This window comes from Sorangiineae bacterium MSr11367 (assembly GCA_037157805.1).
GTDB classification, from domain to species: Bacteria; Myxococcota_A; Polyangia; order Polyangiales; family Polyangiaceae; genus Pendulispora; species Pendulispora rubella.
Map to the genome: position 1 here is coordinate 418,507 of CP089983.1, position 25,327 is coordinate 443,833.

A 25,327-nucleotide genomic window follows, 5' to 3' on the forward strand; every position below is an offset into this window, starting at 1 on the left:
CTAGCGTAGGTCGTTGGCGAGGGTGAGTAGCTCGCGATGGCGGCTCGGCGAGCGGACGGCGAGGTAGCGAAGGACCTTCTCGCGGACCATGGGCCGGACGCGGAAGTACTCGGCGAACGGGTCGCGGATCGAGGATTCCTTTTCGAACCAACTCTGGATCGAAGGGACCTTGTCGGCGGGGAACAATGAGCAAAGCGAGTCTTCGTCGACTCGGTCGAGATAGCATATGCGGAAGAACCATTCGCGCTGCTCCTCCGACATCCAGCGGGTCGTGCGTTCGATGAAGCGTTGAAGGAACGTGACGGAATCGCTCCCGGGTTCGAGCTTCTCTTCGATGGCCAGGTTGAGAAGGAAGGGGTAGCCCTGGGTCGACTCATAGAGGTCCGACCAGCGTGACTCGGGGATTCCGGCGGCCGAGAGAATCGCCCCCGCACCCTCCTTGTCGAGCGGAGCCAGACGGATTTGATCCCGCAGGTAACGCCGGCAGTGTTGCCCCCAGCCCGGGTGTGTCGACTGAAGGTCGTCCCGCCCGAGAATGACGAGTACCGTGCGCAAACGCGACTCGGCAAGCTCGTGCACCAGCGCGCCCGTGAGAAAATCTCCGAGTGCGCCCTGGAGCGCTTCGTAATCGTCGATGACGATGAGGAGGCTCGAGAGGCCAGGAATGGGGGCGTGCATGAAGCGCGCGAGATCGCGTCGCTCGTACCCGCGCAGTGCGGCCACCAGATCCGCGCGGAGCTCCGAAGCTGCGAGGCTGTAGAGGTCCCGCTTTAGCCTATTGGCGCGCGTGGCCCCGGTGAGGTCGCGAAGAGGGCCCCAGAGCGCGGTGGACTCGCCCATCTGACTCAATCCGCGCAGAAGTTTTCCCGCTCCTTCGAAGGCCTCTTCCAGTTGGGCGTCGCGCACACCCGACACGTTGAGGATGACCTTCGATGGCGGCACCACCGCGTTGAGTGCGCGGCCGGTATTCAGCAGTGCCTTGGCGACGCGTTGCACCGATTCGGTCGCCCCTTGCTTTTGGATCTCGGACATGACCTTCCCGACCAGTCTGCGGTGCCTCGCTGCCACATCGCGAAGGTGGGGAAAGTAATCCTTGTTGGGATTGGCCGGGGGAGGAAGCGAACGAGGAAAGAGCTTTTCGAGAATGCCGAAGAAGTCCTCGCGCACCTCGGGGTTCTCGGCGTTCGTTTGGAGCGTCAGGTAACCGAGCCGGGAGGGCTCGACCATCTCCAGGACATGGCTCAAGAGGTACGTCTTGCCCACGCCCCCCGGTCCGCTCACCGCAACGATCGAAAGGTTGCTGGGCGCTTCTTCGAGCGCCTTCACGAGTCGCGAGACCTCGGAGCCACGGTGGATGTCGACGGTCATTGAGCCTGGGGTGGTAGGTTACCGCTTGCACGCGTCAGCTGTCACGGGCCTCGGAAGAGCCGTCATGGCGGCCGCGCCGACCAAGAGTTCGCTTGGTCATGCGCATCGCGTGATGCGAGGGAACGCTCGCCGCGGGCCCGAGACTCGTGGAGTTGCCTTTCGATGTCTCTGGCGCCAAAGGCCATTTCGAACATCGAATCGTGATTACTTGGGTCCGTTGGATGCGAACAATCGGTTTGCGAACGACGAATTAATTGCGAGTAAAGGAGGCACGTGTTTGCTGGTTCGATGTTGACCGGAATTCGACGTTGGCGCTAGTTGGCAATCCTCATTGCGGGGTACCAAACCATGAACCATCGTTCGTTGCGCATTCTACCGTTCGCCTTTTTCGCGGCTTCAGCCTGCACCGTAGCGCCGTCCGAGGCCCCGCCCGAGCGGGCCGTGTCCGTCGAGCAGCATGAAACGATTGCCTCGTTGCATCTGCGCCACGCACACGCTCTTTCCGACTTCGAAGGGAATACCTTTCTCGAGGCAATGTCGATGCGAGGCGGCATCAAAGAGAGCCTCGACACCGACGAGGCCACGCATTTCGCATTTGCCAGCCCGGCAACGCTCCACGCGGTCGAATCGAATTTCGATCCCCAGGTTCGGGCGAAGCTTTCGCGCTTCATGAAAGATGGAGCCGAGGGCCTGGACGAGCTCGTCGAGGCGCTGGCCGGCCAGCAAACGACACCTGCCGGCGCACCCGGAGCCATCGGCACGCAGCTGGAGAACCTCGACCTGCTCGCGAACCACGACGCGATCGGGCTCGCCGCGGTGAGCCTCTCGCCGTTCCTGTCGTTGGCCAGCGGTGCGGGCACCGTCGTCCGTGTGCACGCGAACAACTATTACTACAACATCGGCTACAAGCCCGGGAGCTCGGAGCCGGCGGAATTGGCCAAGCATGTCAAGTCCGGGCGGAGCTTCGGTGCTGGCCCGATGCACCGCGCGCTCGACGCCAGCGACGTCTTCTACCTCACCGAGATGGACCACTATTTCGGGGAAGAGACCTCTCCCGAGGACTTCTTTCGCGCGCTACTCCAGATCTTGCTCCGATGCGATGCCTCCGGGTACGCGAGGTTGTCCGACGAAGGGCAGACTGTGGCAACGGATTTCTTGGCCATCTACACGGCGGAGCTCGACCGCCATCTCATGAGTGGATTGGCTCAGCATCCGTGGGAAAATGATCTCGCGGAGGTCACGATGCTCTCGTCCTATGGGACGCCATCGGGGCTGGTTCGCGTGGATGGCCAATTGCGCCGTGGCACACCGAAGGACTATTTCGGTGTCGGGCACACGGGGAGCGGCATTGGCATCACGCGGAGAGATCGCATGGCGCTGCAACGGGCAGTGACCGACGCGGAGAGAACCCTTCATCCGGAGGTCGTCCGAAATCTCGAATCCATCGTCGGCCACCGCGGCGGTGATGCCATGCATGCGGTGATGCTCTATTTGAACGATGCAGATACCCAACGGGACGTGCGTAGAAACGGCGGTCGCCTCCTCGAGGCCGTGACGACGTTCCTCACGCGAATTCACGACGACGCGAGCGCCATCACCGATCGTATCCTTTCCGAGTGAACGGCTCCCGAACGGGGCGGTCGTATGCGGTGCTCAATCGGCCGAGTGCGAGCGCGCCCAGGTAGAGGCCGAAGTCGCGCAGTGCGATGTCGAAGTATTGGCCTGTCATGAGCAGATTGACGATGATCGCACCGAGCCAGCCCGCCACGATGTAGGCGCCGGCTTTGGGCCAGACGGCGACGATCACGCCGGCGGCGATTTCGATCGCACCGACGAAGAGCATGAATGAGCCCGCACCACGTCCCAAAACGCGGGCGATGGGTGGTGCAAGGTATTGATCCCAATTGACCAGCAAATGGAGAAACTTGTCGACACCTGCAAGGACCGGTAGCACCGCGAATCCGCAGTGCAGAATCTGGTAGGCCTGATAGACAGGGTCGTGCGTTCGAATGACGGGCTCGCCGTGCAGGCGAGGGTGAGCGATGTTGGCCATGGTTGCCTCCCTGCGCAGGGACGTGCAATGGCCGCACCCAAGCGGGAACGGTTCGGCCCTCGAAGAGCAAGTTTCTCCAAGTCTGGAGTGGGCACTCTCCCTACGGTGATCGCGAAAGAAGGAGGGATGCCATGGCGTTCATTCAACGAGAGATCGTCGTTCATGCCCGCGCTGAGACCGTATGGGACGCCCTGCGGGACATCGGCGCCATCCACACGCGGCTTGCCCCCGGGTTCGTTACCGACGTTCAGCTCGAAGAGGGGGGAGAGGCGAGGGTCGTCACGTTTGGCAGTGGTTTCTCGGTGCGCGAGCTCATCATCGATGTCAGCGATGCGGCGCGCCGTGTTGCCTGGACCGTCGTGGGGTCGCCCTTGTTTACCCACCATAGTGCCTCGGCCCAAGTGTTCCCGGTTGGGCCACACTCGTGCCGCTTCGTCTGGACGGCCGATTTTCTGCCCCACGCCATGGCGCCGAGCGCGATCGCAACGATGGATCAGTTTCTCGCGGTCATGAAAGTGACATTGGAACGTACCGAGCGTGAGAACAATTCGGCGCACCCAAGCGTATAAGCGGCATGAATCCATATGCTGCTCCGGTCGCAGCGGCTCCGCCGGGCCCGCGCCCACCAAGACAGTGGGCCCGTGAGACGCTTCTCTGGCTGGTAGCGGCACTCGTCATCGCTGCGTGCACGCTGTGGCTGATGACGCGACCGGAGCTGCGTGTGCGGGGGACGTACGGCTTCGCACTGGCGGCCTTGGTGGCATTCGTTGGATTCGTTCGAGGTATCCGTTTTGCCATCAAGGTGATCCTCCCCCGCTGCAGTGGACACCGTCACTATGCGGACAGCTTGTTTGATTGCAACAAAATTAATTCAAACTCAATTGGGCTAACGTAACCAATCGACGAATGCCGTCTAACGGGGTTGTAGAAATTGTCGATGTAGTCGGCGATCGACGCGATCGCGCAAGCCCTCGTCACGTAGTTTTCATGATCGATCAACTCGCCCTTGATTGTGGCGAAGAAGCTCTCGGCGACGGCGTTGTCCCAGCAGTCGCCCTTGCGGCTCATACTCGCCACGAAGCCATGTCGTTCGAGTCCGGCACGGTAGTCGGCGCTCGCGTACGGGCTGCCGCGGTCCGAGTGATGAAGCAGCCCCGTTGGCGGTTTTCGGCTGTTCACGGCGCTGCGAAGGGCCTGCAACGCGAGCTCCCGGTCGTTGGTTTCGCTGGTCGCCCAGCCGACGACTCGTCGCGAATAGAGATCAAGGATCGCGGCGAGGTAAAGCCAGCCTTCAAGGGTCCAGACGTACGTCACGTCGGTCACCCATGCCGTATTCGGAAGATCGACGTCGAACCGTCGCTCGAGCAGATTCGCGGCAACGGGGTGCGCATGCTTCGAGTCCGTGGTGCGACGAAAGCGTCGTTTTCGTTTCGCGGCAATCCCGTGCTGGCGCATCAAGCGTTCGACGCGTTTCCGAGCCACGCGGATGCCCCGAGCCCGCAGTTCCCGATGCACACGCGGGCTTCCGTAGGTGCCACGACTGCGCTTGTGCGACGCTTCAATCTGCGTCGCGAGCTTCTCGTCACTCGTCCTGGCTTTCGACTTCGGCCGTGCTTTCCAGGCGTAGTAGCCGCTTCGCGAGACGCCGAGTACGAAGCAGAGAACCTGAATGGGCCAGAACGTCTTCTCCACGTCGATGAACGCGAACTTCACGTGTTCTCCTTCGCGAAGAATGTTGCTGCTTTTTTTAAGATCTCGCGCTCCATCTCGAGGCGTTTCACCTTTCGGCGAAGCTCCGCGAGTTCCTCACGCTCCGGCGTCGTCAGCTCGTTCGATGTGGCACTCTTCGGCGCTTGCGCGTCGGCGCGCTTGACCCAAGCTCGCAGCGCCGTTTCCGTTAGATCGAGGTCGTTCGCGACCTGCGCGATGGTTCGATCTCCGCTCTTGCAAAGCCGAACTGCATCTGCCTTGAACTCGGGCGTAAACACCCGTCGTTTCCGTTTCGCCATGGGACACTCCTCGCGTTACTTCGAGTTAACGGGACTGTCCACTGAAACGGGGGACCTCCAAGGGCCCGCCCCTCGGGAAGGCGCCCACGATTCTGTTCGTATGTTCACTCTTGGGCAATCTGTTCGTGTCCGGCGTGGGCGCGTTTCTGGCCATGCTCTCCACCTTGCAGTTTCAACACGGGCGCCAGCTGCGCCGCTTTGGACGCGTCCTTTTGGCGCGGGTGGAAGCGGGGCCGGCGTGGGCGCCTGTGACGTCGGCCGCGTCCGCCCATGCCATGGTGCGCGCCATCGAAGACGGGCGAACGCGCGCAGGGCTGGCCGTACAATGGCGCGAAAATGGCCGCACGGAGCACGCGTCGGTGGCGGCGTTTGCGCGACTCACGCTCGATCTCATGGCGCTCGGCGCGCCACCGGAGCTGATCGCCGCCGCGAACCGTGATGCGCTCGACGAGGTACGCCATACGGAGCTCTGTTTCTCGCTGGCGCGGGCCCTGGATGGTCGCGCGGAGAGCCCCGGCCCCTTTCCGGAGGCGCAACGCGCGCGCACCTTGGTGGGGGTGCGCGGCTTCGCGTTGATTCAGTTGGCCGTCGATTCCCTCATCGACGGGGCATTGCACGAAGGCGTCTCGGCGCGCATCATCGCCAAGTTGGCCAAACGCTGCGAAATTCCTGAGATTCGCGCCATCTTGAAAGATATTGCCGCCGACGAGGGGCGCCACGCGGCGCATGGTTGGGATGTCGTCGAATGGTGCGCCGGCCAAGGTGGCACGCCGGTGTTGAACGCGCTGCGCTCGGCGATCACGTCGCTGCCGGCAACCATGGAGTCGCCCCTTCCCGAGGCCGCCATCGGTGGTGCGTGGGAGCGGTACGGCATCCACGGGCACGCCCTCGAGCTGCACGAGTACACCAAAGCGCGCGCGGAGCTTCTGCGCCGCATCGAGGCGCTGTCGCCCCGCATGCGGCGCATCGTCGGCGCCGCATAGCCGCGCTCAATGCCAATGGCCGGGTGCTCGTACCGGCAAGTCGTAACAGCGGCGAATGCTCGTCCCACCGCACGCAGACACATCCGCCCCGTAAATATGAATGGACACGACTTTGTCGTTGGTCGCGTTGCGCACCGCGTGAATGTCACCGGGCGGGGTCAGGTACGCCGTGGCCCCCGTAGGGCTGAACGCGATATCCGTTGGAACGAGGTACGAGCCGCCCTCGGTCCCCACGAGCTCGTAGCGCACTTCTTCTTCTTGTCCGCGGTACGTTCCCACGACGCACCATGACACGTGATCATGAATCGCCGTCTGCTGACCCGGAAGCCATACCAGCGCGACCACCGAAAAGGCGCCCCCTGGCTCCACGTGCAGAAGGTGCTGCCGGTACGAGCGCGGATCGGCCTCGAGTTGCGCGGGACTGAGCAAATCAGGCTGCTCGAGAAAGGGTTCGAGTACCCCGGCGACGCGGCGCGCTCTCTCGCCGTGGGCGATGGCGGCGGCGGCGGGGACGGCAAGTGGCGTGGCGTGAACGGCTTCTCGGAGGGCTCCGATGAGCCGCTGGGCACATAAGGTATAAGAACGATTCATTCCTTGTCTTACGTGCGGCGCTCGCTTTCTATGCCCTTCGGGTGCGAGTGCTTCCGTGGCGAGGGCACGGCGGTCCGTGGTCCCTCGCACACCGGCGTTACTGCCAATTCGTGGCCGGACGCACGGGCAAGTCGTAACGCCGGCGAATGCTCGTGCCACCGCACGCGGACACGTCGGCGCCGTAAATATGAATGGACACGACCTTGCCGTCGGTCCCGTTGCGCACCGCATGGATGTCGCCCGGTGGTGTCAGGTACGCCGCTGTCCCGGTGGGGGTGAATGCGAAGCCCGTCGGAACGAGGTACGCGTCGCCCCCTGCACCCACGAGCTCGTAGCGCACTTCTTCTTCTTGTCCGCGGTACGTTCCCACGACGCACCATGACACGTGATCATGAATGGGGGTCTGCTGACCGGGAAGCCACACCAGCGCGACCACCGAAAAGGCGCCCCCTGGCTCGACGTGCAAAAGATGCTGCCGGTACGAACGCGGATCGGCCTCGAGTTGCGCAGGGCTGAGCAAATCCGGCTGGCTGAGAAAGGATTCGAGCACACCCGCGACACGGCGCGCCCTCTCGCCACTCGCGATGGCCGCCGCCGTTGGCGTAGCATGAACGACGTCCTGGAGCGCTCCAATGAGCCTTTTGGCGCATGACGTATGAGATGTGTTCATTTAATTAGCACCTTGCGCGAGACATTCCCATTTATGCCCGCCGCACGAGCCCACGCAATGTCGGTCTGTGTTCTCTCGTGCATTGCTCCGTTATGCTCAACACCGATCCGCTATCGCGGATGGAAGCCTGCGCACTGCAGGATTTGCGCATACGCGGCAGGGGCGCGCTCCGCGCGTTGCTCCGTTATGCTCCACATCGATCCGCTATCGCGGATGGCGCGAAGCGAGCGGCGACGCTATGCGTTATAGCGGCACGTCGCACGTTGGATAATCTCATTTAAATCGATGGACCCGCCGTTCGTACGGGATGAAATCACTATTCACGAGTTGCATTAATTTGCAATTCGATGCCAAAGGCGAGTACCGCTACGGTGGGCGTCTCCCGTTCGTGCTCGCTGCTCCACACGGACGTTCCGTGCGGCGCGAGGGTGTGCCGGGGACGTGGGCGTAGCCGTTGCGTCGCGCCCTTTCTCCGACTACGAGTCGTTTCATGAGTCGGAATCGCTTGTTTTTGTGTCTCTCGGCCCTCGCCTGCATGGCCTCGTGCGCGGACCCTGCACCCCCTCCCGCGACGGCCGTCGCAGCCAAGCCCGTCGAAGCGACAACGCCGGCGCCACCGCCCGCGCCGCCACGCGGAAAGCCCAAGCTGGGCACCTTTGGCATCGATGTGGCGGGAGCCGATCCCTCGATCAAGGCAGGCAAGGACTTCTACTCCTTTGCCGGAGGTCGCTGGGCGAAAGAGACGCAGATCCCCGCCGATCGCTCGCGCTGGGGCGTTTTCGACCAGCTTCGCGAAGAGGCCGACGCCAATGTGCGCAAGATTCTCGACGAGCAGGCGCAGGCCAAGTCGACCAAGGGCGACAACGCGCAGAAAGTCGGCGACTTTTATGCGGCGTACCTGGACACCGCGGCCATCGACAAGAAGGGGTTCGCCCCCGCCAAGGCCGATCTCGAGGCGATCGCCAAAGCAAAGACCCTCGCCGACATCGTCAAGCTGATGGGACGGCCCGATCTCCCGGTCAAGACGCCGATCGACATGGAGGTCGTCCTCGACGAAAAGAACCCCGATCGCTACGTCGTCGGCGTCAGCCAAGGCGGCCTCGGCTTGCCCGATCGCGAGTTCTATCTAAAGAAGGATAAGCAGTTCGAGGAAATCCGAACGAAGTACCTGGCGCACATCGCCAAGGTGCTCGCGATGGTCGGTGACAAGCAGGCCGCCGCCAACGCCAAGGCGATCCTCGCGCTCGAGACGCAGATTGCCGAGCGCCACTGGCCCATCGCCGAGCGCCGGGAGCGCGAAAAGACCTACAACCCGCGGACGATTGCCGAGCTGCAAAAGGAAGCCCCGCAGTTCCCGTGGAAGGTGTACCTCGACGCGCAGGGTTACGGCAGCGAACCGTCCGTGATCGTGGCAGAGAACACCGCCGTCGTGAAGCTGGCGCAGCTTTTCCCCACGACCCCCGTCCCCACGTGGAAGGTGTACCTCACGTACCACTTCTTGAGGGCATCGGCCGACGTGCTGCCGACCCAGCTCGACGACGAGGTGTTCGACTTCACCGGCCGCACCCTCAACGGCCAGCCGCAGCAGCGCGAACGCTGGAAGCGTGGCGTGGGCGCCGTCAACGGCGCGCTGGGAGACGCTGTCGGTGAGCTGTACGTCGCCCGCTTCTTCCAGCCCAAGGCCAAGGCGGAGATGGACCGTCTCGTCGAGAATCTGCGCAAGGGATACGCGGCGCGGATTCAGTCGGTGGACTGGATGACCCCGGAGACGAAGAAGGTCGCGCTGGAGAAGCTGGCCACCTTCCGCCCGAAGATTGGATATCCGACGAAGTGGAAAAACTACGCGGCACTCCAAGTCGCCGCGGGCGATGCCTTCGGGAACAAGCGTCGCAGCCAGGTATGGCATCATGAATACGAGCGGGCGAAGCTGGGCAAGCCGAGCGATCGCGACGAATGGTTCATGACACCGCAGACGGTGAATGCCTATTACAATGCGACGTTCAACGAAATCGTCTTTCCGGCGGCGATCCTCCAGCCGCCGTTCTTCGACCCGGAGGCCGATCCCGCGGTCAACTACGGCGGCATCGGCGGGGTCATCGGCCACGAAATGGGGCACGGCTTCGACGACCAGGGCGCCAAGTCGGACGCGAAGGGCGTGCTGCGCACGTGGTGGAGCCAGGCCGATATCGAGGCCTTCAAGAAGCGCACGGATGCTTTGGCCGAGCAGTACTCGGCATTCGAACCGCTCCCCGGCATCAAGGTGAATGGCCGGCTCACGCTCGGCGAGAACATCGGAGACGTGGGCGGTCTCACCGTCGCATACCAGGCATATCAGCTCTCTCTCGAAGGAAAGCCCGCGCCCGCGCTCGACGGTTACAGCAGCGATCAGCGCTTCTTCCTGAGCTGGGCCCAAGTGTGGCGCGCCCTCTACCGCGATCAGGCGCTCCGCAACCAGGTCCTCACCGACCCACACTCGCCGGCGACCTATCGGGTCAACGGCGTCGTTCGCAACCTCGACGCCTGGTACAAAGCCTTCGACGTCAAATCCGACGATGCTCTGTATTTGCCACCCGAGAAGCGCGTGAAAATCTGGTGAGTCGCAGCCGCAGCCACCCGTGAAACCCCCGGCCTTTGCCGGGGGGGGCTGGTGTTGCGACAACGGTGATTTGCGGATACCCAGCCGTTTACGACGACTTGACCCCAAGCACGCGCGCGTCGAGAATGCGCTGCATGGACGGGCAGCGGAACGGAGCGGTCGGGGATGGACGTGCTGCAGGTGTCCAGGTTTTGGCAGGTCTGGCCGATCTGGCGATAACCCAACTGTCACAACGTGCGCGTCAGATCGGGAAGCTGTTGGGGCGTGCGGATCTCAAGGAGCTCGTGCACGACGGGCACGAGGAACTGAGGGCGCGCGGCGAGCTGGCGCTCAAGCGATACGGCAACGCGCCCGAACCTCATCTCGAGGTCCTGGCCCAGCGGGTCATCGCACGCAAGAATCGCGATGGCGCATGACCAGCAGGCCTTCAAGGCTAGGATCGACCGCGCACTGGACGATTTCGCACGAGAAGAAACCTCGAAGCTGATCGCCATCGACGAGGACCTCGCCCCCATGGCCACGCAGCTGCGCTCGGCCGTATCAGGAGGCAAGCGCCTCCGCGCTGCTTTTTGCTACTGGGGGTGGAGGGCCGCAGGGCAAGACGACAGCGAAGAAATGATCCGCGCCGCGGCTGCCGTGGAATTGGTCCACGCTGCCGCCATCGTCCATGATGATATCATCGACGAAAGCCCTACCCGACGGGGGCTTCCAACGGTGCACGTCGCTTTCGAGGCAACCGTAGCAGGCGCGGGCCGGCGGGCAAAGCGTCATGCCCTTGGTTTGGCCATGCTGGTCGGTGACCTCTTGATGGCCTGGGCCGGACAGCTCTTCACCTCGTGCGGATTGCCTTCGGCCTTCCTCGCGCGAACGCAGTCCTTATGGCCGGTGATGAGCCGCGAGCTCGTGGCCGGGGAATGCCTGGAAATATTGAGCACGGCCCGTCCGCCGCGAATGGATCGCGTGCTCGACATCGTGCGGCTCAAGACGGCCAAATATACGGTCGAGCGGCCGCTGCACATTGGTGGTGTGCTCGGCGGGGCATCGAAGGCGCTCCTCTCGGCCTTTACGGCATATGCCATTCCGCTTGGAGAAGCATTTCAACTTCGAGACGATCTCCTCGGCGTATTCGGCAGTCCGACGAGCACTGGAAAGTCAAATCAGGACGATCTGATCGGATACAAGCCAACATCGGTGCTCGCCATCGCGTTGTCGATGGCGCATCCCGTCGACCGGGAGGAGCTGGAAATCCTGCTCGGCCGCGGTGTTTTGGACCTCGAGCAACTCGACAGGGTTCGAGAAATCATGCAGCGTTCTGGCGCGCGGCAGCACGTCGAGTCCATGATCGAGGAGCGAGCCGCGGCCGCCGTGCGCACCATCGAGAGAACGCGGTTGCCATCGGACGCGTCCAGCGCGCTCCAGAGTCTGGTATCGGCCGTCGTTACACGTGAATCATGACAAATCGCGGGGCACGCCCATGAATTGCACAGACGAGTCCATGAACGCTTTACGCCTCTCGGGGGACGAGCTCGCCGACGCGACCGTGAATGCTCTCTTCACCCGGGGTGAAATGAAGAAGTTCAACACCCTCATGCGGTGGTTCAACGAGTCGGGCCAAGAACTTCCGGAAGGGCTGCCCGAGGCTGCGCGTGAATATCTCGAGGCCACGCGCGTCCCGCCGGAATGGGTCGATTGGGGAGAGATGGAGAAGGCCCGCCAGTTTTTCGTCGACAACAATGTGCACATCTCCACGGCTTTGTCCTTTGCCTCGATGCCGGCGTGTTACGTCATTCCTCACGTGGCCAAGCTGCTCAGCGCCACGCACTCACTGAACTACCCCAACCAGCGAATGGCCAGGACGGGACAGTTTACCGTTTACATGATGCGTCCCGATGCCTTCGAAGCAGGAGGCCGCTTCATTCCGGCCGTTCAAAAGGTCCGGCTGCTTCACGCGTCCATACGCCACCACCTGCGGCAAGAAGGCCGTTGGGACCAACGTACCCTGGGCACGCCCATCTGCCAGGAGGACATGATCGGCGGCCAGATGATGTTCTCGATCCAAGTGCTCGATGCGATGCATCGCCTCGGGATCCACATGACCACCGAAGGCGCCGAGGCCTATTACTACGCGTGGCGAGTCGTCGGTGCGATGATGGGCTGTGACGTGGCCTCGACCCCGCCCGATTTGACCTCCGCGCGCGTATTCTCGGATCTCTACATGACCCGTCATATGGGGCCCTCGGACGAGGGGGCGCTTCTTACGCGGCAGCTGATCAAAATGTACGAGGACGTCGTGCCGGGGACCTTCTTCGATCCGTTGGTCCCCGCATTGCTCCGTTACCTCGTGGGCAACACCGTGGCCGATTGGCTGGAGGTCCCGCGCTCCAACTGGGATTCCATCGCCAGGATGGTTCCCGTGGCACTCGATGCCATCGAACGTGTCGAGGATAGCGGACCTTTTGCCGAATGGATTCTCGATCGGCTCGGCAATCTTACGACGAATTTCGAGTTGAGCGCGCTCACCCGTGGCCGAATTATGCACTACGCCATTCCTGAAGAGCTCAAAAGTGAATATGGCGTAAAGCCTTCTCGTTCGAAAACTCGCTGGGTTCCACCCCCACCTATACCGGAGTAACGGGCTCGCCGAACCATCGCGCGAGCGCCGCGTCCAGATCGGACATATTCGACTCGGCGCTCGTCCAGGCGATGCAGCCGTCGGGGCGTATCAGCAGCGAGGTTCCTCGCTCGACACGGACCGTGCGCACACGCGAAGACCATGGTGCGGACCTTGTGCTGGCCGTGCCGCCGGTGGCGTCGACGAGGAGGCCTCCGCCCTCCTGCATCCACGAGTACAATCCCGTTTCGCGGTCAGGCTGGGCAAGGGCGAGATTGGCCACGTACGTTCCCACCTGCGGATCGTCGCTGCCGAAATCGTAGCGCGTGCGGAGGCCGCTCATCATATCGCCGAAGAAGCGATTGCCCTCGTCGAGGTCCATGAGACCCGTCACGACGTTGCGCAGGGCCGTGGTGAAGACGTCGGGGCGCATCAGTGCGATCTGCGCGCGCGTGTTCTCGAGGACGGCCGCGGCCACGCCGTGGCGCTCGGCGGTGTACGTGTCGAGTATGCCGGCGGGGGCCCAGCCGCGCAGCGTGGCGGCGAGCTTCCATCCCAAGTTCACCGCGTCGAGCAGACCTAGGTTGAGTCCCTGGCCCCCGAAGGGTGAGTGCACGTGTGCGGCATCGCCGGCGAGCAGCACGCGTCCGCGGCGATACTCCGTGGCTTGCCGCGCGTTGTCGGTGAAGCGCGTTGCCGTGGACATGGAGGTGATGCGCACGTCGGCCCCGCTCACGCGCCGCAGGGCGCCCTCGACCTCGTCGCGCGTGATGGGCGCATCGCGATCGGGCGGCGGGCCTTCGAACTGAACGACGAAGATGCGGCCCGGAACCGGACCAAAGGCGAGCATCCCGACGGGGGTGCGTCGCCAGCCGAGTGGCAACAGTCGCTCCGGGTGATCCAGTTCCACGATGGCCTGGTGCCCCGTGATGGTCGGATCGGTGCCGGGAAACTCGAAGCCCGCGCGCTTGCGCACGACGCTGCGACCGCCGTCGCATCCCACGAGGTACGCGCAACGCAGCACGCGAGCGCCCTCCGGCGTGCGCACCTGGAGCTGCACACCTTGCCCATCGTCGTGGAAATCGGTGAGCTCGTGCCCGCGGCGCACCTCGATGCCCATGGCCCGCACACGATCTCCGAGCATGCGCTCGAGCGGCTGCTGCCGGATCCCGCGGAAGCGGCGGTGCGGTTCGCGCTGTCTCGTTTGGTCGATGAGAAAGAGCCCGGCGAAGTGCCCGCCGATCTTTCCAATCTTCTTCGCCATCTCCTCGCCCGCGGGGCCGGTGCTCTTGGCCATCGCACGGAAGGCCTCGAGCATCGTACGCTCTTCGGCATCCATGTCCGGGCCGAATCCTCGGCGTTCGAGCGCTTCGCCGGCCAGCGCCCCCACGGCACCGGCCTTGATGGTCTCATCCGGTGCCGCGAGGCGCTCGAGCACGACCACCGAAGCGCCCCCGAGCACCAGCTCGATGGCCAAAAGAAGTCCCGCAGGCCCTGCGCCCGCGATGGCGACGTCTACCGTCTCGTTTTGCATGAACTTGAGTCTAATAAAATATTTTATTGGATCAAATTTTAAGTCGCGTTAACATTTCTCTCGTGGCAGAGGACGACGGCCTTCGGGCGAGAAAAAAGCGTGAAACACGTCAGCTCATCTCCGACGTGGCCACGGCGCTTTTCATCGAGCGGGGTTTCGACGCGGTGACCATCGCCGAGATCGCCGAGATGGCCAACGTCTCCAAGGTCACCGTGTTCAACTACTTCCCGCGCAAGGAAGACCTCTTCTTCGACCGCGAGCAGGAGATGCGCGATGTCGCATGCAATGCCCTCGCCCGGCGCGCGCGCGGGCAATCGCCTCTCACCGTTCTCTGCGATCTGGCGCGCGAGCTGGTCGACGGCGAGCATCCGTTCGCCAAGTTCACCGACGGTGTTTCGCAATTCTGGAGCACGGTCGAGGCCAGCCCCGCCCTGCGCGCGCGGGCGCGGGAGATGCGGGACGAGTTCGAAGCCGATCTCGCCGCCATGCTCGCCGACGCGGCGGGGGCGCGGAAGGACGACCCGGCCGCGCGCATCCTCGCCGGCGGCGTGCTGACGGGCTGGATTCTCGCCTACGCCGAGGCCCTGCGCCGCCAGCGCCGGGGTGATGCGGAGCCCAAGGTGCGTGCCACGTTCTTTAAACGACTCGAGCGCGCCCTGGCCATCGTTCGAAATGGCACGAAGGGCACGCCCTACGGGTGAACGTCGATGTGAATCAGCGGAAGAGCACGAACGTCGGCTCGAAGCCCATTTCGCGGGCCAGGAGCTTCGGTAGGACCTTGCGCGTCTTCACGTCGACGAAGTTCATGCCCGCGCCCTTGGCGCAGAAGCCGGTGATGCACGTATTGGCCAGTGCCACGAGGGTGCCTTTGGCGTTCATGTCCACGGCATCCATCCCGTCGAAGGCATCGACCAAGGAGCCGGAGCGATCCTCGATGGTGCCGTCGGCTTTGACCTGGGCCGAGAAGAGGTGGGTCGACGTCGTCGGCGTGCTCGTATGGTAGATGATGAACAGATCGCTGTAAGGTGCACGGAACGAGACCGCGCCCTGAAAGCCGCTTTGGGCTTCTTTGACGTCTCGCACCGCGAGGCCCTTCGTGTCGATGCGAAAGAGCATCCCGGTGTCTTGCGGGCGCACGCCAATGGCGGTGACCAAGAGCAGATTGCGCTTCGTGTCGAGCACCATGGGCAGATCGGGCTCGAGGCCAGAATGTTTGCCGGCGCCATCGGCCTTGGGAAACTCCAGCTCGATCTTTTTCGTCACGGCATTGGAGCGCGTGTCCACCACGGCCACGGCCCCCTGGTCGGCGCGCTGATTGGCCTTGGTGCGTGCCACCTGGGCGAAGAGCACGTTGCCCGTGCGGTAAAGGCGGCGCGGCTCCACCGAGCCGCCGGCGTTCTTGAACGAGCCAAGGTCGATGGTGGCCTTTACCTTGCGCGTGGGAAGATCGATTCGAACGACCTTCGCCTGCTGCTTCTCGGAAACGTAGACCGCCGTATCGCTGGCAAACTCGAAATCCGCCGGATCGGTGACCGGCAAGGAGATCGTCTCATCGAGTGCTGCCGTGCTGGCATTCACCACGAGGAGCCGGCCCCCTGAATAGAGGAGATAGAACTTCGACCCGCGCGTGCGCATGGCCAAGGGCATTTCCTCGGCCGGCGTGGCAATCTCCTTTTTGGAGAACGTGCTGCCGACGTGGAAGACGGCGAGCTTTCCGAGATCGTCGCCCGCGATGAAGGTCTCGTCGAAGCCTTCGAGCCGGAACTCCCCGGCGAGTGCATCTTCCGTCGAAACATCATTGGCGTCTTCGGACGCAGATCCGCAAGCGGCTGCCGCGAGCGCGAACGCCGCTACCCATGCATGGTAAATCGATTTCACGTTCTTCCTTCGACGCCGCTCCATGGGGCGTCCGGTTGCGGCGAACTATGCGACTCAGCGCATCACGTGCAACGTGAAACTTTGGTTCTCACCCGCATGGCGCGAGGCAGGCTGAGGAGCCCGCGCTACTGCAACAAGGCGAGATCGACGGCGTCGGCCATGGCCTGCATACCGGTCGCATTCGGGTGCAAATGATCCCCCGAATCGAAGCGCGATTGCATGACCGCGGGATCTTGCGGATCCCGAATGGCTGCATCGAAATCGATGATGCCGTCGAACGCGCCACTGGTGCGGATCCAGGCATTCGCCTCTTGCCGGACGAGTTCCCCCGTGTCGCTGTAATAGCGCGCGCCTTTGTAGGGCAGCATCGTGCCGCCGAGGATGCGGACGCCCGCGGCGTGGGCCTTGGCAATCAAGGTGAGGTATCCGTCAATCAAGGCGGGCGCCGTGATGGGAGAGCCATTGGGGCCGGCGTTGTTGCCAATGTCGTTGATGCCCTCCATGAGAATGATGTCGCGCACGCCGGGAACGGCCAGGGCATCGTGGTCGAACCGAGCGAGGGCGCGGATCCCTTGCCGGAGGTTGGGCGAATCCGTGAGGACGCGGTTGCCGCCAATTCCGGAGTTCACCACGGCCATCGGATGGTCCCCGGCGAGCCGGCGTGCGAGATCGTCCGGCCAGCGGCGGTTGGCGCCGGTGGGGGTGCTGGAGCCGTCGGTGATCGAGTCGCCAAAAGCTACGACCGTGCCGCGAGCCTGGAACGGAAGGACGTCCAGCCCCGAGAGGAAATACCAAGACGTGCGCGTGGTGCCATAGCTCGACGCGCCCTCTTCGGTGCTGTGATCGCCATCGCCGGACAGGTACGTGGTCTCGAAGGCGGAGGAGTGAAGCGTTGCCGAGCCCGTGGGATCCGGGAGGTACACGCTCACGAGCACATTCTGCTCGGTGTCGACCGCCATGGGGATGGGATCGCTGATCACTTCGGTGCCGGCGGCGAGGGTGACGCTTTCCCGTGCGCGAAATCGCACCGTGCGAAGGGAGCCCGCCACCGCCGTGGCGCCCTGCTCCTGCAAACCGATGCTCACCGCGCCCACGGATAGCGGAATGGTGCCGCGCAAATTCGAAAGATGGATGCGCAGTCCCGCACCCCCGGTGCTGGTGTGGGCGACCATGCGGATCGTCTGATGGTTGAACGCCGGGCCGCCGGTGGTCATGCTCGGTGCCCACACGGCCACGCGATGGCCGGCAGCCGGCTCGGCGGATGCCGAAACGACACCGGTATCCAGCGTGCAGACAATGGCCAATAGTGCAAGGAGCGACGTTCGTTTCATCGAGATCGTCTTACTCGCCTTTCGCCCCGCGTTCGAGCCAAAACGTTACGCGGATATCCCGTAGCGCCTACCGTGCCTTCGCCCGGCGACCTCGAGAATCCGCGCGAGGTGCGGCCGCGCACTCTTGGTTTGGTCCTCGCGAATCCAGAGTGGCAGCAATTGATGAATCACGAAGTTCTCGGTCGCCAAGAGGCCGAGAAGCGGCCGCCCCATCTCGTCGTCGTAGGTCGGCGTCCCGATGCTGTCGAGCAACCGGCGCAACGCGGTGTCGGAGAGCGACAGCGTCGAGACGTCGGCCATGCGCGGGACGATGTGTTTGCCAATCATGCGAAACGTGGATTCGGAAATGTCGGCCCGATTGAATTGCTGCAAAATGATGCGATTCATCGTCCAATCGGACTTGGCGAGGAAGGCCCCGATGCGGTGTGCGCACGTGCGGTGCAGTTCGTCGTTGGCGTTCTCGCAGCGCTCCATCCACTCGAGCCACCAAGGGAACGGGCGATGCGAAAACGGCCGCACCGACGTGCGGTCGATCCCGCCGCCCAATGCGGAGAGCACGCCCTCGGACATGCGGCAATTTTCGGTGAGGAGGATGGCGAAGCCCGCCTCGGGCGGGCGAGAGCGCCACGGCTGGCTTCTTCCGAGGGCAAGGCGTTGGCTGTCGGTCAATCGATGCGACGAGGCCACGAGCTCCGTGAGGGTGCGTTTGACGCGTTCCTCGTCGTCGTCGATGTAGACTTCGAGAAGCATCCGCCCGAAAGATGTCGTCCGCGCTTCGGCACTTTGCCGGAGCGCATCACGCCACTGCGGATTCTTGCTCGTGAGCGACTTGCACACGTGCAATGCCCAATGCCCTGCGCTCTCGTCCGCCGTCCCCGAGACGATGGCATCCGCGAATGTCGTATCGACCTCGAATTCCGCGGGCAAGGCCTGATAGGCGTAATAGGTCAGGTTCGTGTGCAACGCCCATGCGGCATCGTACGATCCGCGCTTGATGAGCTGCATGAGGTGCTTGCGTGCAAACGCGCCGTCCCACGCTTTCAATCCTTCGTAGAGCGCTTCGCGCACGTACCCTTCGGCGTCGATGAATTCGAGGACGAGCTTTTCGGCTTCGCGCGAAGGAAGAACCTGAATGAGCTCCCCGACGCGCGAAATGCCATCGAGCCGGCGCCGGCCCCGGCTGGCATTGGGGAGGTAATTTTCGCGAACCCAATAGATGAGCGCATGCACGAAGGGGTAATTGGCATGATCGCGAACGGTGCCGACCAACGAGGTGATGAATCCATAATCGTCGTCGAATCCATTCAGCAAGCCGACGATGGCACTCTCGTCGGAGGTCATTTTGAACGATAGGCCCGCGGCCACACCACCCAACGGGCCGCCTCGTCGCGCGAGGCCCTCCAACTCTCGCTGATGCTCCGGCCCGACATGGAGGCTTGCCAACGCGTCCGCCACGTCGAGCATGTGCTCCAGGTCATTGTCCGCAGCCCATGCCTTCGCGCAGAGGGACACTTCTTTGAGGACGGACGCAATCATGCCATTCCGGCCGTCGCGAAGGAATTGGGTGGCCCGCAACGCCAAAACGATGTCCACCGACACGATGCGTGCGAAGAGCACCGCCGCCGCATCGCGGGGGAGGGAACTCAAGGCAAAGAGGGTGGCATGGTCCCATCGCCGGTCGCGCAGGATTTCTTCGATGATTTCGCTCGATTGCCGGTAGCGATTGGCAATTTCGACGGCCGCTAGGAATTCGGTTACCGATTGATGAAAGAAGGTGACGCGTAGTCCCGGTCGAACGAGGAGGATGCCCTCGGCCATGAGAAAATCGATGGCATCGTCCCCACGGAGGTTCGCACGCCCGTGCGCACAGCGCTCGCGAATATCCTCGACCGGGATGTATTCGCGCCCCGAGCTAATGGCCTCGAAGGCAATACCGGATAGCAGGGGCACGAAGTCGAGCCGCGCCGGATGCGTCGCCGCCCACCGCGTATTGACGTGTTGAAACAGGGCCGCATAGACGTCCTTTGCCGTCACGACGCGGTCGATGTCGATGATGCGATTGTACGCGAGCGAGAAAAACGACGGCTTGGTGAATAGGTTCACCATCTCGCCATGGTCGAAAATCGTCGGCAGCCGCCTCCCGCGAAAATGCGCCACGACGAACGACTCTTCGATGCCGTCCACCGTATACACGGGCAGATTGAGCCGCGCCATGGAGTGTCCATCGCGCACGCTCAAGACGAGACGGCAATCTTTCGTATTGGGCGCATTGACGAACGTGAGAATGTCGCGCTCCCAGTCTTCTTGGGATTCACGGGGGATCTCGTTGACGGCGTCGAGCAGGACGGTGCATGGCCGGGTTTTCAGGAGATCGTCCAAGAGCAATCCGGTGGGGAGCTGCTCTTGCAAGAGTGCGCGCAGGTCGCCTGCGTAAGACGCAAGGTCGATGTAGAGCGCGATGGGCTTTTGCTCGATGTCGGCCGATTCGTCCAGGCAAGCCGCATTCAATGCCGTGCCCATATCTGCGGCGTACGATTTCAGCGCAAAGGATTTCCCGCTGCCGGGATCTCCGGTGAGCACGAAGCTTTTCGCATGCGTTCGCAGGAGTTCGGGCAGGGTCCCGAGGGTCTTCGTCGCATTGGAAAACGACTTTGCCGTGCGCGAGGTTCGGGGGCGGACTTTGAGCGGGAGCTCGAGGGCGTTCTGCGGACGCAGCTCCTTCATGCGTGCCGCAAGTCGCAGGAGCTTGAGTCGTTGCTCGTCGCTCGAAGACGCTGCGGGGGGTGTCTGAACGGACGGAACTTGCCGAAGTCCTTTCAGGAGCGAGAGGAGCTCTGCATGCCTTCCATCCGGGTTCTCGTAGCTAATAATATCGATGTTGTAATTTTGCTTCCAATAACGACGTTTAGCCTCATCGAAGCCGCACATGATTGCGTAGTGCTCGCCCGCATGCCCGGACAGCGTCGCGGCAAGCGTGTCCTTGAGAAGGAGGAAGTCGGGGTCGCGCAAGCCAAATCCGATCAACACCATCGGCCGCGTCGCAAGAATGCTTTTGATGCCCGTGAAGACGTGAGAGAGCTCCCCGAGCATTTTTCGATAGTGTTCGCGCGATAGGACGATGCTCTCAGCATCCATGACGTCGCCGTGGTACTTGAAGATGAAATTGCGCGCCTGCGCGGTGATGATATCCGCAACCTCAAGAGGTTGACGGTTCGTCACGACTCGCGGGCGGTCGTTCGGTTTATACTCGACGAGGGCGCGCTCGATGAGTTGATCGTAGTTCGTGGTAATGAAGCACGTTGGCCCTAGCCTGACGAGCGTACGATGAATTTCAGCGGGTTGAACGCTTTCCACCTTGCACTGCTCGCGTATGAACTGCCCGAAATCACGTGGATTTAGCTGTGTAACCGCGTAACTGGCGGCAAGTAGTGGATCTCCGGTGATTTCGTCCGGCACCTTGCCGATTTCATCTAGGACGATCTCGGCGTTCTCTCCACATTCCTGAACGAACGTGGCAAGGTTTCTCAGGAATTTGCCCCATCCCGGCAGACCAGCCGCGCAGGAAGCGCCGGAGCCCACGAGGAGAACCGTGTCCGGCCTTTCCAACGTCTTTCGTAGCTTGTTGAGAAGCGCTTCGCGTGGACTCATTCGAGGCTTCCCGTGTTGTGAGCGCGAATTTCGTCCTCACCCCAGGTGGGACCGTGCAGGGTCATGAGCGTTCGGCCTTGGAGCCAGTGGGGAGGTTCGTTCAGGCGTCGGACGATGAATCGACCCGTTGGAGAGTTCATCAGTTTGTCCACGGCGCCTCCCACGTTGAAATTCGGTGGGGAGCCGAGCGTGTCCGCGGCTTTCCTCTTCTCCTGCGCAGCGTTCAGGCGTCCAATGGCCACCGTGTTGGCTTGGGAAACGACCTTGTAATCGACGTCGGTGAAGTTCTGCGTGCAGAACAAGCCGCACACGCCGTACTTTCGGCCTTCCTTGAAGATGCGTTTCAAAAGCTTCTTCGAAGGCGGTTCGCCGTGTGGCGGCATGTAGGGGCCAATTTCATCGAAGTAGAGGAGAACGCGTGGTGTCGCTCCACCACGTTGGCGCAGCATCCAACCATAGACGTCCGCGAGAACCATCGCGACGAAGCTCTCTTTGTTCTGCTGGTCCCCGAGACCGTTCAGCCAGAGGACATTGAGCGGTGTCTTCCCGGGCACGCTTGGTTTGAGCAGTGCGTCGAGATCCAGTGGCTTTCCCAGTTTGAAGAGCAGGTCTTTGGAGCCCATGGTGAGCAGCCGAAGTGCCTTTACGAGTCGGTCTCGTTGCTTGTCGTCGAGCAGCGGATTGTCGAGGTCTTCGTCCTCGGCAATGCCGGCAATGAGGTCGTCGATCGCGAGCGAATCCACCTTTTTCATGGCCAGGCGAATTCGCTCGGCCAGGTAGGCGCTGGCGTTGTCCCGCCACCCGGGTGGAAGCTTCACATGTGCGAGCAGGTTCTCGGTCACGGCTTCCGAATAAACCGTGCTCTCTTCGAGCGGCATATCCCGCGCCGGGAAGCGCAACGGGTTGAGCGAGATTCGCAATCCCGCGTCGCTCATCGGCGTCAGGAGGCGGAACTCGGCCTGCTCGACGTATCGATCCCGCCGCGTTCGCAAGGTTGGGTCGATGGTCGCGTCGTCGAGCGGCTTGGCGAGCGTCAAGATGTCGCCTTGCACGTCGAACGCGAGCACTGGAATCCCTGCGAGAACCGCTTCTTCGACAATCGACTTGGCCAGGTACGTCTTTCCGGAGCCCGATGCACCGAAGACGGCCACGTGGCGCACGAGCTCGTGCGGCTCGAGTCGCGCCGGATCCTTGTTGGGCACGGCCCCGATCCATAACGGCTTGAGATCCAGGGCTGGCTGTGCGGAAAGGTTGTCTTTCGGGTCTTCCGACGGCGGCGGTGGCGGTGGTCGCGTTGGCGGCTTCACCACGTCGACTTCGTCGGTCAGCGTCCGTCCCCACGTGCGCCAGCACGCCTCTCGCGCCGGGCAATCGCGGCACGTGTCCTGATCGCGCGCGGCGGGCGGCGGCTCGCCGTCGAGCCATGTGCGCATACTCCGTGTGAGCTTTTGCAGATTCTCGACATCCTCTTTCTCCGGCGCCGCGACCGAATCAACCTGGATGCGTTCATCCACCACATGCACGAGCGCGAGCCGAGCCGCCTTGTCTTTCGCCGCAAACGCGATTCCATAGAGTCGCATTTGCTCGAGCTTGGCCTGCTCGGTACCAGTGTACGTCTTGAGATCCCAGATCCATGTCTGACCCGCGGAGCGGCATAGCAAGTCGACTGCACCTTGAATGGTGGTGCCATCGAGCGGAATTTCGGCGGTCTTCTCTGCCTCCGCGAATGCAGCCCCGCCTGCCTTCACGACGTGTGGCGTGAGTCGCTGAGCGATCTCGCGCACGGCGTCTGAAAATCGCCCGAGGTCTTCACCGTCTACCCGGCTCGCCGCCCGTTTGGCGTGGGCGTACACCTCGCCCAATCCCAATCGAAACAGCGTGTATTCGACGGTGCGCGGCTCGGGCGCCGCTTGCTTGACAAGGGCGAGGAGTTCCTTGTTCTTGCCTGCTTCGGTTGCGATGGCAACGAGCGCCGCTTGCGCAGCTTGCCCGAAGGTATCGGCACCATGCGGTACCACGCGATGCCCTTGCTGCGCGAGCACGAGTTGGCGCGGGCACCGCGCTGCGGTCACGACGTCGGAGACCGAGAGGGTATTTTCGCTCATAGGGACAAAGCCTCTGGTCGAAGAAGGGCCACGGGAGATCGATTGCGGTCGGCCACCACCTCGACGAGCTCGCGCGTCGCAAGCACGTGGAGGGCTGCATGCACATTTTCAACGCTCATCCCAAGCGTCGAGGCAAGGTGCGCCGCCGGCTCGAAGGCACGCTTGGTCCGGAGGTGCTCGAGGATGGCAGCCAAGTGGCGTTCGTCGGATTCATCCTCGGGCAGTTCTTCGCGGAGCGTAATGGGGGCCTCATCCGGCTGGGTGGGGAAGGCGCTATCCACGATCCGGCTTTCGAGAGCAAGGTTCGGCTCGAGCTGCTCGACGGCAAGGTTGAGCGCCGTCTTTCTGTCGACCGGCACGTCCCCCGCAGCCGCCGCATTGAGCAGCGATTCGATCGCTGCGAGCGTGGCGACTTCTCCCTCCGCGAACCGGAGTACCGTTCCGCGAGGGGTCAACTTGGCCAAGGCTTTTTGCGCGGCCGGAGGAAGCGGAAAAGCCTCCTCCCGCAGCAGCATGGCCATGTCGGCCTGATTCGTCTCAAGCACATCGGCGAATCGCCTCATCGTCGACGCCGCCGAATTGCCGTGCTGGCTGTTGGAGCTCTCGAGGTACACTCGCTTGCGTTCGCCGTCGCGGGACAAAACGATGCGCACTCCGTCGATGGTCGAGCGCCGTGCACGATGGAGAGATACTTCCTCCACGAGGGCTTCCCTGATTTTTCGTCTCGACGTTAGCGCTTGCTTGAATACGTCGTGCGTTACCGCTTGTGCGATCTCGGCGCGTAGGTCGGGCGGCCTGGTGATTCCTTTCTCCTCGGCCAGAAGTGTGTCGAGCTTCCGTCGAACGATATCCTCGGGTTTCACGTCGACCGATGGGTTTCGCGGTACTCCACCCCTTGGCGGCGGCTCTCGGAGGAGCGCTTGGAAGTAGCGCACCACAGCGCGTGGCGTGCGAAGATTTCCGTCCGTCACGTGAGTGAGGACCTGCTCGCGTGACAGCGGAAAGAGCGGATCGCTCGGCCGCTCCGCGACACTGTCCCAGAAGTGCTTCATCCGCGTTTCGACGATGAGGAGCGCCTCCTCTTTCGTGAGGCCCTTCAGGATCACTCGGGGGGTGTCCTCGAGTCGATCCCGGACGTGTAGAGAGACCTGCTCCCGAAGGGTGGGCCAATACATCGTTTGGCAGAAGACGAGAAGCACCGTGCCGGGAACGTCGTTGTAGAGGCTCGAGATGACCTCGAGAAACGTCGAGACTGCGTCGGGACCGAGGCGGATCGTTCCCTCGATCTGATCGAACGCCAGTGCGACGGGGGTGCCGGCCAAGCTCGCTAGGGCGAGAAGTGTTTTGAGCCCGCGTGCGGCGTCCGCCTCATCGTCGAGGACGAGCGAAGTACCAAGTGCCTCGAGACGCTCGGAGGAGAGGCTCGCGCCTCCTAACCAGTCGACGATCGCCGTTCGTTCGGGCTCGTCTCCACGCGGGAATCGCGCGACTACGCGAAAAACTTCGCGATCGATGGTGGAGAGATCGGCGAGGTGAAGCGCAGCGTCGACGAATGGCCTTTCGACGGTCGGCCACACGAGTTTGAGCAGGTCGACACAAGACGATAGATATCTATCGGGATTTGCGCTCGTCACCTCTTCCAGGCGCGCACGAAGCTCGGGGGAGGCACCCTTGTGGGCTACAAGAATCCTGGCGATCTTCAGGAGCGCGCGCCAAATGAGGATCTCAATGGGGGTGTCGGTGCGTTCGTCGATATGGATGTTTCCGGCCAGCCGGATCGAGAGCTGCCGAATCACCTCTTGCAGGATGTGGTGGTACGCTCGAGTAAGTGACCGAATAGGTGGAATGACGGTGAGTGCAAAACGACCCGTTTGTGTGTTCCGGCGCCAACCCTCCTCGGATTGACGTCGCAGCCACGCAATGAGGTGAGTCTTGCCCTCTCCGGCGTCC

General features: G+C 62.8%; 19 protein-coding genes. 8 read left to right on the plus strand and 11 right to left on the minus strand.

The window, feature by feature from the left end:
• Positions 1 to 1,368 carry an ATP-binding protein gene (locus LVJ94_01715; protein WXB05981.1) on the minus strand — a complete coding sequence of 456 codons (1,368 nt, stop codon included), beginning with the start codon at positions 1,366 to 1,368 and terminating at the stop codon, positions 1 to 3.
• Between the two features lie 348 nt (positions 1,369 to 1,716).
• Between LVJ94_01715 and LVJ94_01720 the strand changes: the two genes are divergently transcribed.
• Entirely contained in the window at positions 1,717 to 2,988 is a 1,272-nt protein-coding gene (locus LVJ94_01720) for a hypothetical protein (protein WXB05982.1), read from the plus strand.
• Here LVJ94_01720 and LVJ94_01725 read toward each other — a convergent pair.
• Entirely contained in the window at positions 2,963 to 3,421 is a 459-nt protein-coding gene (locus LVJ94_01725; protein ID WXB05983.1) for a hypothetical protein, read from the minus strand. The genes LVJ94_01720 and LVJ94_01725 overlap by 26 nt on opposite strands.
• A 131-nt stretch (positions 3,422 to 3,552) precedes the next feature.
• Here LVJ94_01725 and LVJ94_01730 point away from each other — a divergent pair, with 131 nt between their 5' ends.
• Entirely contained in the window at positions 3,553 to 3,990 is a 438-nt protein-coding gene (locus tag LVJ94_01730) for an SRPBCC family protein (protein ID WXB05984.1), read from the plus strand.
• Positions 3,991 to 4,255: 265 nt separating this feature from the next.
• Here the strand turns inward: LVJ94_01730 and LVJ94_01735 are convergent.
• Positions 4,256 to 5,430 (minus strand): IS3 family transposase gene (locus LVJ94_01735; GenBank protein WXB05985.1). Its coding sequence is split into 2 segments (ribosomal slippage): positions 4,256 to 5,175 and positions 5,175 to 5,430, totalling 1,176 coding nucleotides; the frame shifts between segments, so codons are not numbered across the junction.
• Between the two features lie 110 nt (positions 5,431 to 5,540).
• Between LVJ94_01735 and LVJ94_01740 the strand changes: the two genes are divergently transcribed.
• On the plus strand, positions 5,541 to 6,413 hold the full coding sequence (locus LVJ94_01740) for a ferritin-like domain-containing protein (GenBank protein ID WXB05986.1): 873 nt from the start codon (positions 5,541 to 5,543) through the stop codon (positions 6,411 to 6,413).
• Between the two features lie 6 nt (positions 6,414 to 6,419).
• On the opposite strand, the gene LVJ94_01745 is transcribed toward LVJ94_01740, so the two are convergent.
• Positions 6,420 to 7,004, minus strand: a complete 585-nt coding sequence (locus LVJ94_01745) for a cysteine dioxygenase family protein (protein ID WXB05987.1) — start codon at positions 7,002 to 7,004, stop codon at positions 6,420 to 6,422.
• A 97-nt stretch (positions 7,005 to 7,101) separates the two neighbouring features.
• Entirely contained in the window at positions 7,102 to 7,674 is a 573-nt protein-coding gene (locus LVJ94_01750) for a cysteine dioxygenase family protein (GenBank protein WXB05988.1), read from the minus strand.
• 490 nt (positions 7,675 to 8,164) lie between these two features.
• Between LVJ94_01750 and LVJ94_01755 the strand changes: the two genes are divergently transcribed.
• The 4 genes from LVJ94_01755 to LVJ94_01770 all read left to right on the plus strand — a co-directional run bounded on the left by LVJ94_01755 (position 8,165) and on the right by LVJ94_01770 (position 12,902).
• Positions 8,165 to 10,270, plus strand: a complete 2,106-nt coding sequence (locus LVJ94_01755; protein ID WXB05989.1) for a peptidase M13 — start codon at positions 8,165 to 8,167, stop codon at positions 10,268 to 10,270.
• 191 nt (positions 10,271 to 10,461) lie between these two features.
• Positions 10,462 to 10,686: a hypothetical protein gene (locus tag LVJ94_01760; protein ID WXB05990.1), complete on the plus strand. Its 225-nt coding sequence runs from the start codon at positions 10,462 to 10,464 to the stop codon at positions 10,684 to 10,686.
• Entirely contained in the window at positions 10,676 to 11,725 is a 1,050-nt protein-coding gene (locus tag LVJ94_01765; GenBank protein ID WXB05991.1) for a polyprenyl synthetase family protein, read from the plus strand. Before LVJ94_01760 ends, LVJ94_01765 begins: the two co-directional genes overlap by 11 nt.
• 40 nt (positions 11,726 to 11,765) lie before the next feature.
• Positions 11,766 to 12,902 (plus strand): DUF2236 domain-containing protein, encoded by a 1,137-nt coding sequence (locus tag LVJ94_01770; protein ID WXB05992.1) that lies wholly within the window; start codon positions 11,766 to 11,768, stop codon positions 12,900 to 12,902.
• On the opposite strand, the gene LVJ94_01775 is transcribed toward LVJ94_01770, so the two are convergent.
• Positions 12,889 to 14,415 (minus strand): FAD-dependent monooxygenase, encoded by a 1,527-nt coding sequence (locus tag LVJ94_01775; GenBank protein WXB05993.1) that lies wholly within the window; start codon positions 14,413 to 14,415, stop codon positions 12,889 to 12,891. The genes LVJ94_01770 and LVJ94_01775 overlap by 14 nt on opposite strands.
• Positions 14,416 to 14,477: 62 nt before the next feature.
• On the opposite strand from LVJ94_01775, the gene LVJ94_01780 reads away from it, so the two are divergent.
• A complete protein-coding gene (locus LVJ94_01780) occupies positions 14,478 to 15,116 on the plus strand; it encodes a TetR/AcrR family transcriptional regulator (GenBank protein WXB05994.1) in 639 nt (212 codons plus the stop codon).
• A gap of 13 nt (positions 15,117 to 15,129) precedes the next feature.
• Here LVJ94_01780 and LVJ94_01785 read toward each other — a convergent pair whose 3' ends face one another.
• From LVJ94_01785 to LVJ94_01805, 5 genes are all read right to left on the minus strand, one after another.
• Positions 15,130 to 16,293 carry a hypothetical protein gene (locus LVJ94_01785; GenBank protein WXB05995.1) on the minus strand — a complete coding sequence of 388 codons (1,164 nt, stop codon included), beginning with the start codon at positions 16,291 to 16,293 and terminating at the stop codon, positions 15,130 to 15,132.
• A 125-nt stretch (positions 16,294 to 16,418) separates the two neighbouring features.
• A complete protein-coding gene (locus LVJ94_01790; GenBank protein ID WXB05996.1) occupies positions 16,419 to 17,624 on the minus strand; it encodes an SGNH/GDSL hydrolase family protein in 1,206 nt (401 codons plus the stop codon).
• A gap of 45 nt (positions 17,625 to 17,669) precedes the next feature.
• A complete protein-coding gene (locus LVJ94_01795; GenBank protein WXB05997.1) occupies positions 17,670 to 21,272 on the minus strand; it encodes an SIR2 family protein in 3,603 nt (1,200 codons plus the stop codon).
• Positions 21,269 to 23,377: a DUF853 family protein gene (locus tag LVJ94_01800; protein ID WXB05998.1), complete on the minus strand. Its 2,109-nt coding sequence runs from the start codon at positions 23,375 to 23,377 to the stop codon at positions 21,269 to 21,271. Before LVJ94_01800 ends, LVJ94_01795 begins: the two co-directional genes overlap by 4 nt.
• The gene (locus LVJ94_01805; protein ID WXB05999.1) at positions 23,374 to 25,173 is read right to left on the minus strand and encodes a hypothetical protein; all 1,800 of its coding nucleotides are present in this window, start codon (positions 25,171 to 25,173) and stop codon (positions 23,374 to 23,376) included. The genes LVJ94_01800 and LVJ94_01805 overlap by 4 nt, the downstream gene beginning before the upstream one ends.
• Positions 25,174 to 25,327: the final 154 nt, after the last annotated feature.

Bases quoted from the DNA above. Each gene is read 5' to 3' on its own strand.
- LVJ94_01715 (WXB05981.1), bottom strand. From the start codon at position 1,368: ATGACCGTCGACATCCACCGTGGCTCCGAGGTCTCGCGACTCGTGAAG.
- LVJ94_01720 (WXB05982.1), top strand. From the start codon at position 1,717: ATGAACCATCGTTCGTTGCGCATTCTACCGTTCGCCTTTTTCGCGGCT.
- LVJ94_01725 (WXB05983.1), bottom strand. From the start codon at position 3,421: ATGGCCAACATCGCTCACCCTCGCCTGCACGGCGAGCCCGTCATTCGA.
- LVJ94_01730 (WXB05984.1), top strand. From the start codon at position 3,553: ATGGCGTTCATTCAACGAGAGATCGTCGTTCATGCCCGCGCTGAGACC.
- LVJ94_01745 (WXB05987.1), bottom strand. From the start codon at position 7,004: ATGAATCGTTCTTATACCTTATGTGCCCAGCGGCTCATCGGAGCCCTC.
- LVJ94_01750 (WXB05988.1), bottom strand. From the start codon at position 7,674: ATGAACACATCTCATACGTCATGCGCCAAAAGGCTCATTGGAGCGCTC.
- LVJ94_01755 (WXB05989.1), top strand. From the start codon at position 8,165: ATGAGTCGGAATCGCTTGTTTTTGTGTCTCTCGGCCCTCGCCTGCATG.
- LVJ94_01765 (WXB05991.1), top strand. From the start codon at position 10,676: ATGGCGCATGACCAGCAGGCCTTCAAGGCTAGGATCGACCGCGCACTG.
- LVJ94_01770 (WXB05992.1), top strand. From the start codon at position 11,766: ATGAACGCTTTACGCCTCTCGGGGGACGAGCTCGCCGACGCGACCGTG.
- LVJ94_01775 (WXB05993.1), bottom strand. From the start codon at position 14,415: ATGCAAAACGAGACGGTAGACGTCGCCATCGCGGGCGCAGGGCCTGCG.
- LVJ94_01790 (WXB05996.1), bottom strand. From the start codon at position 17,624: ATGAAACGAACGTCGCTCCTTGCACTATTGGCCATTGTCTGCACGCTG.
- LVJ94_01795 (WXB05997.1), bottom strand. From the start codon at position 21,272: ATGAGTCCACGCGAAGCGCTTCTCAACAAGCTACGAAAGACGTTGGAA.
- LVJ94_01800 (WXB05998.1), bottom strand. From the start codon at position 23,377: ATGAGCGAAAATACCCTCTCGGTCTCCGACGTCGTGACCGCAGCGCGG.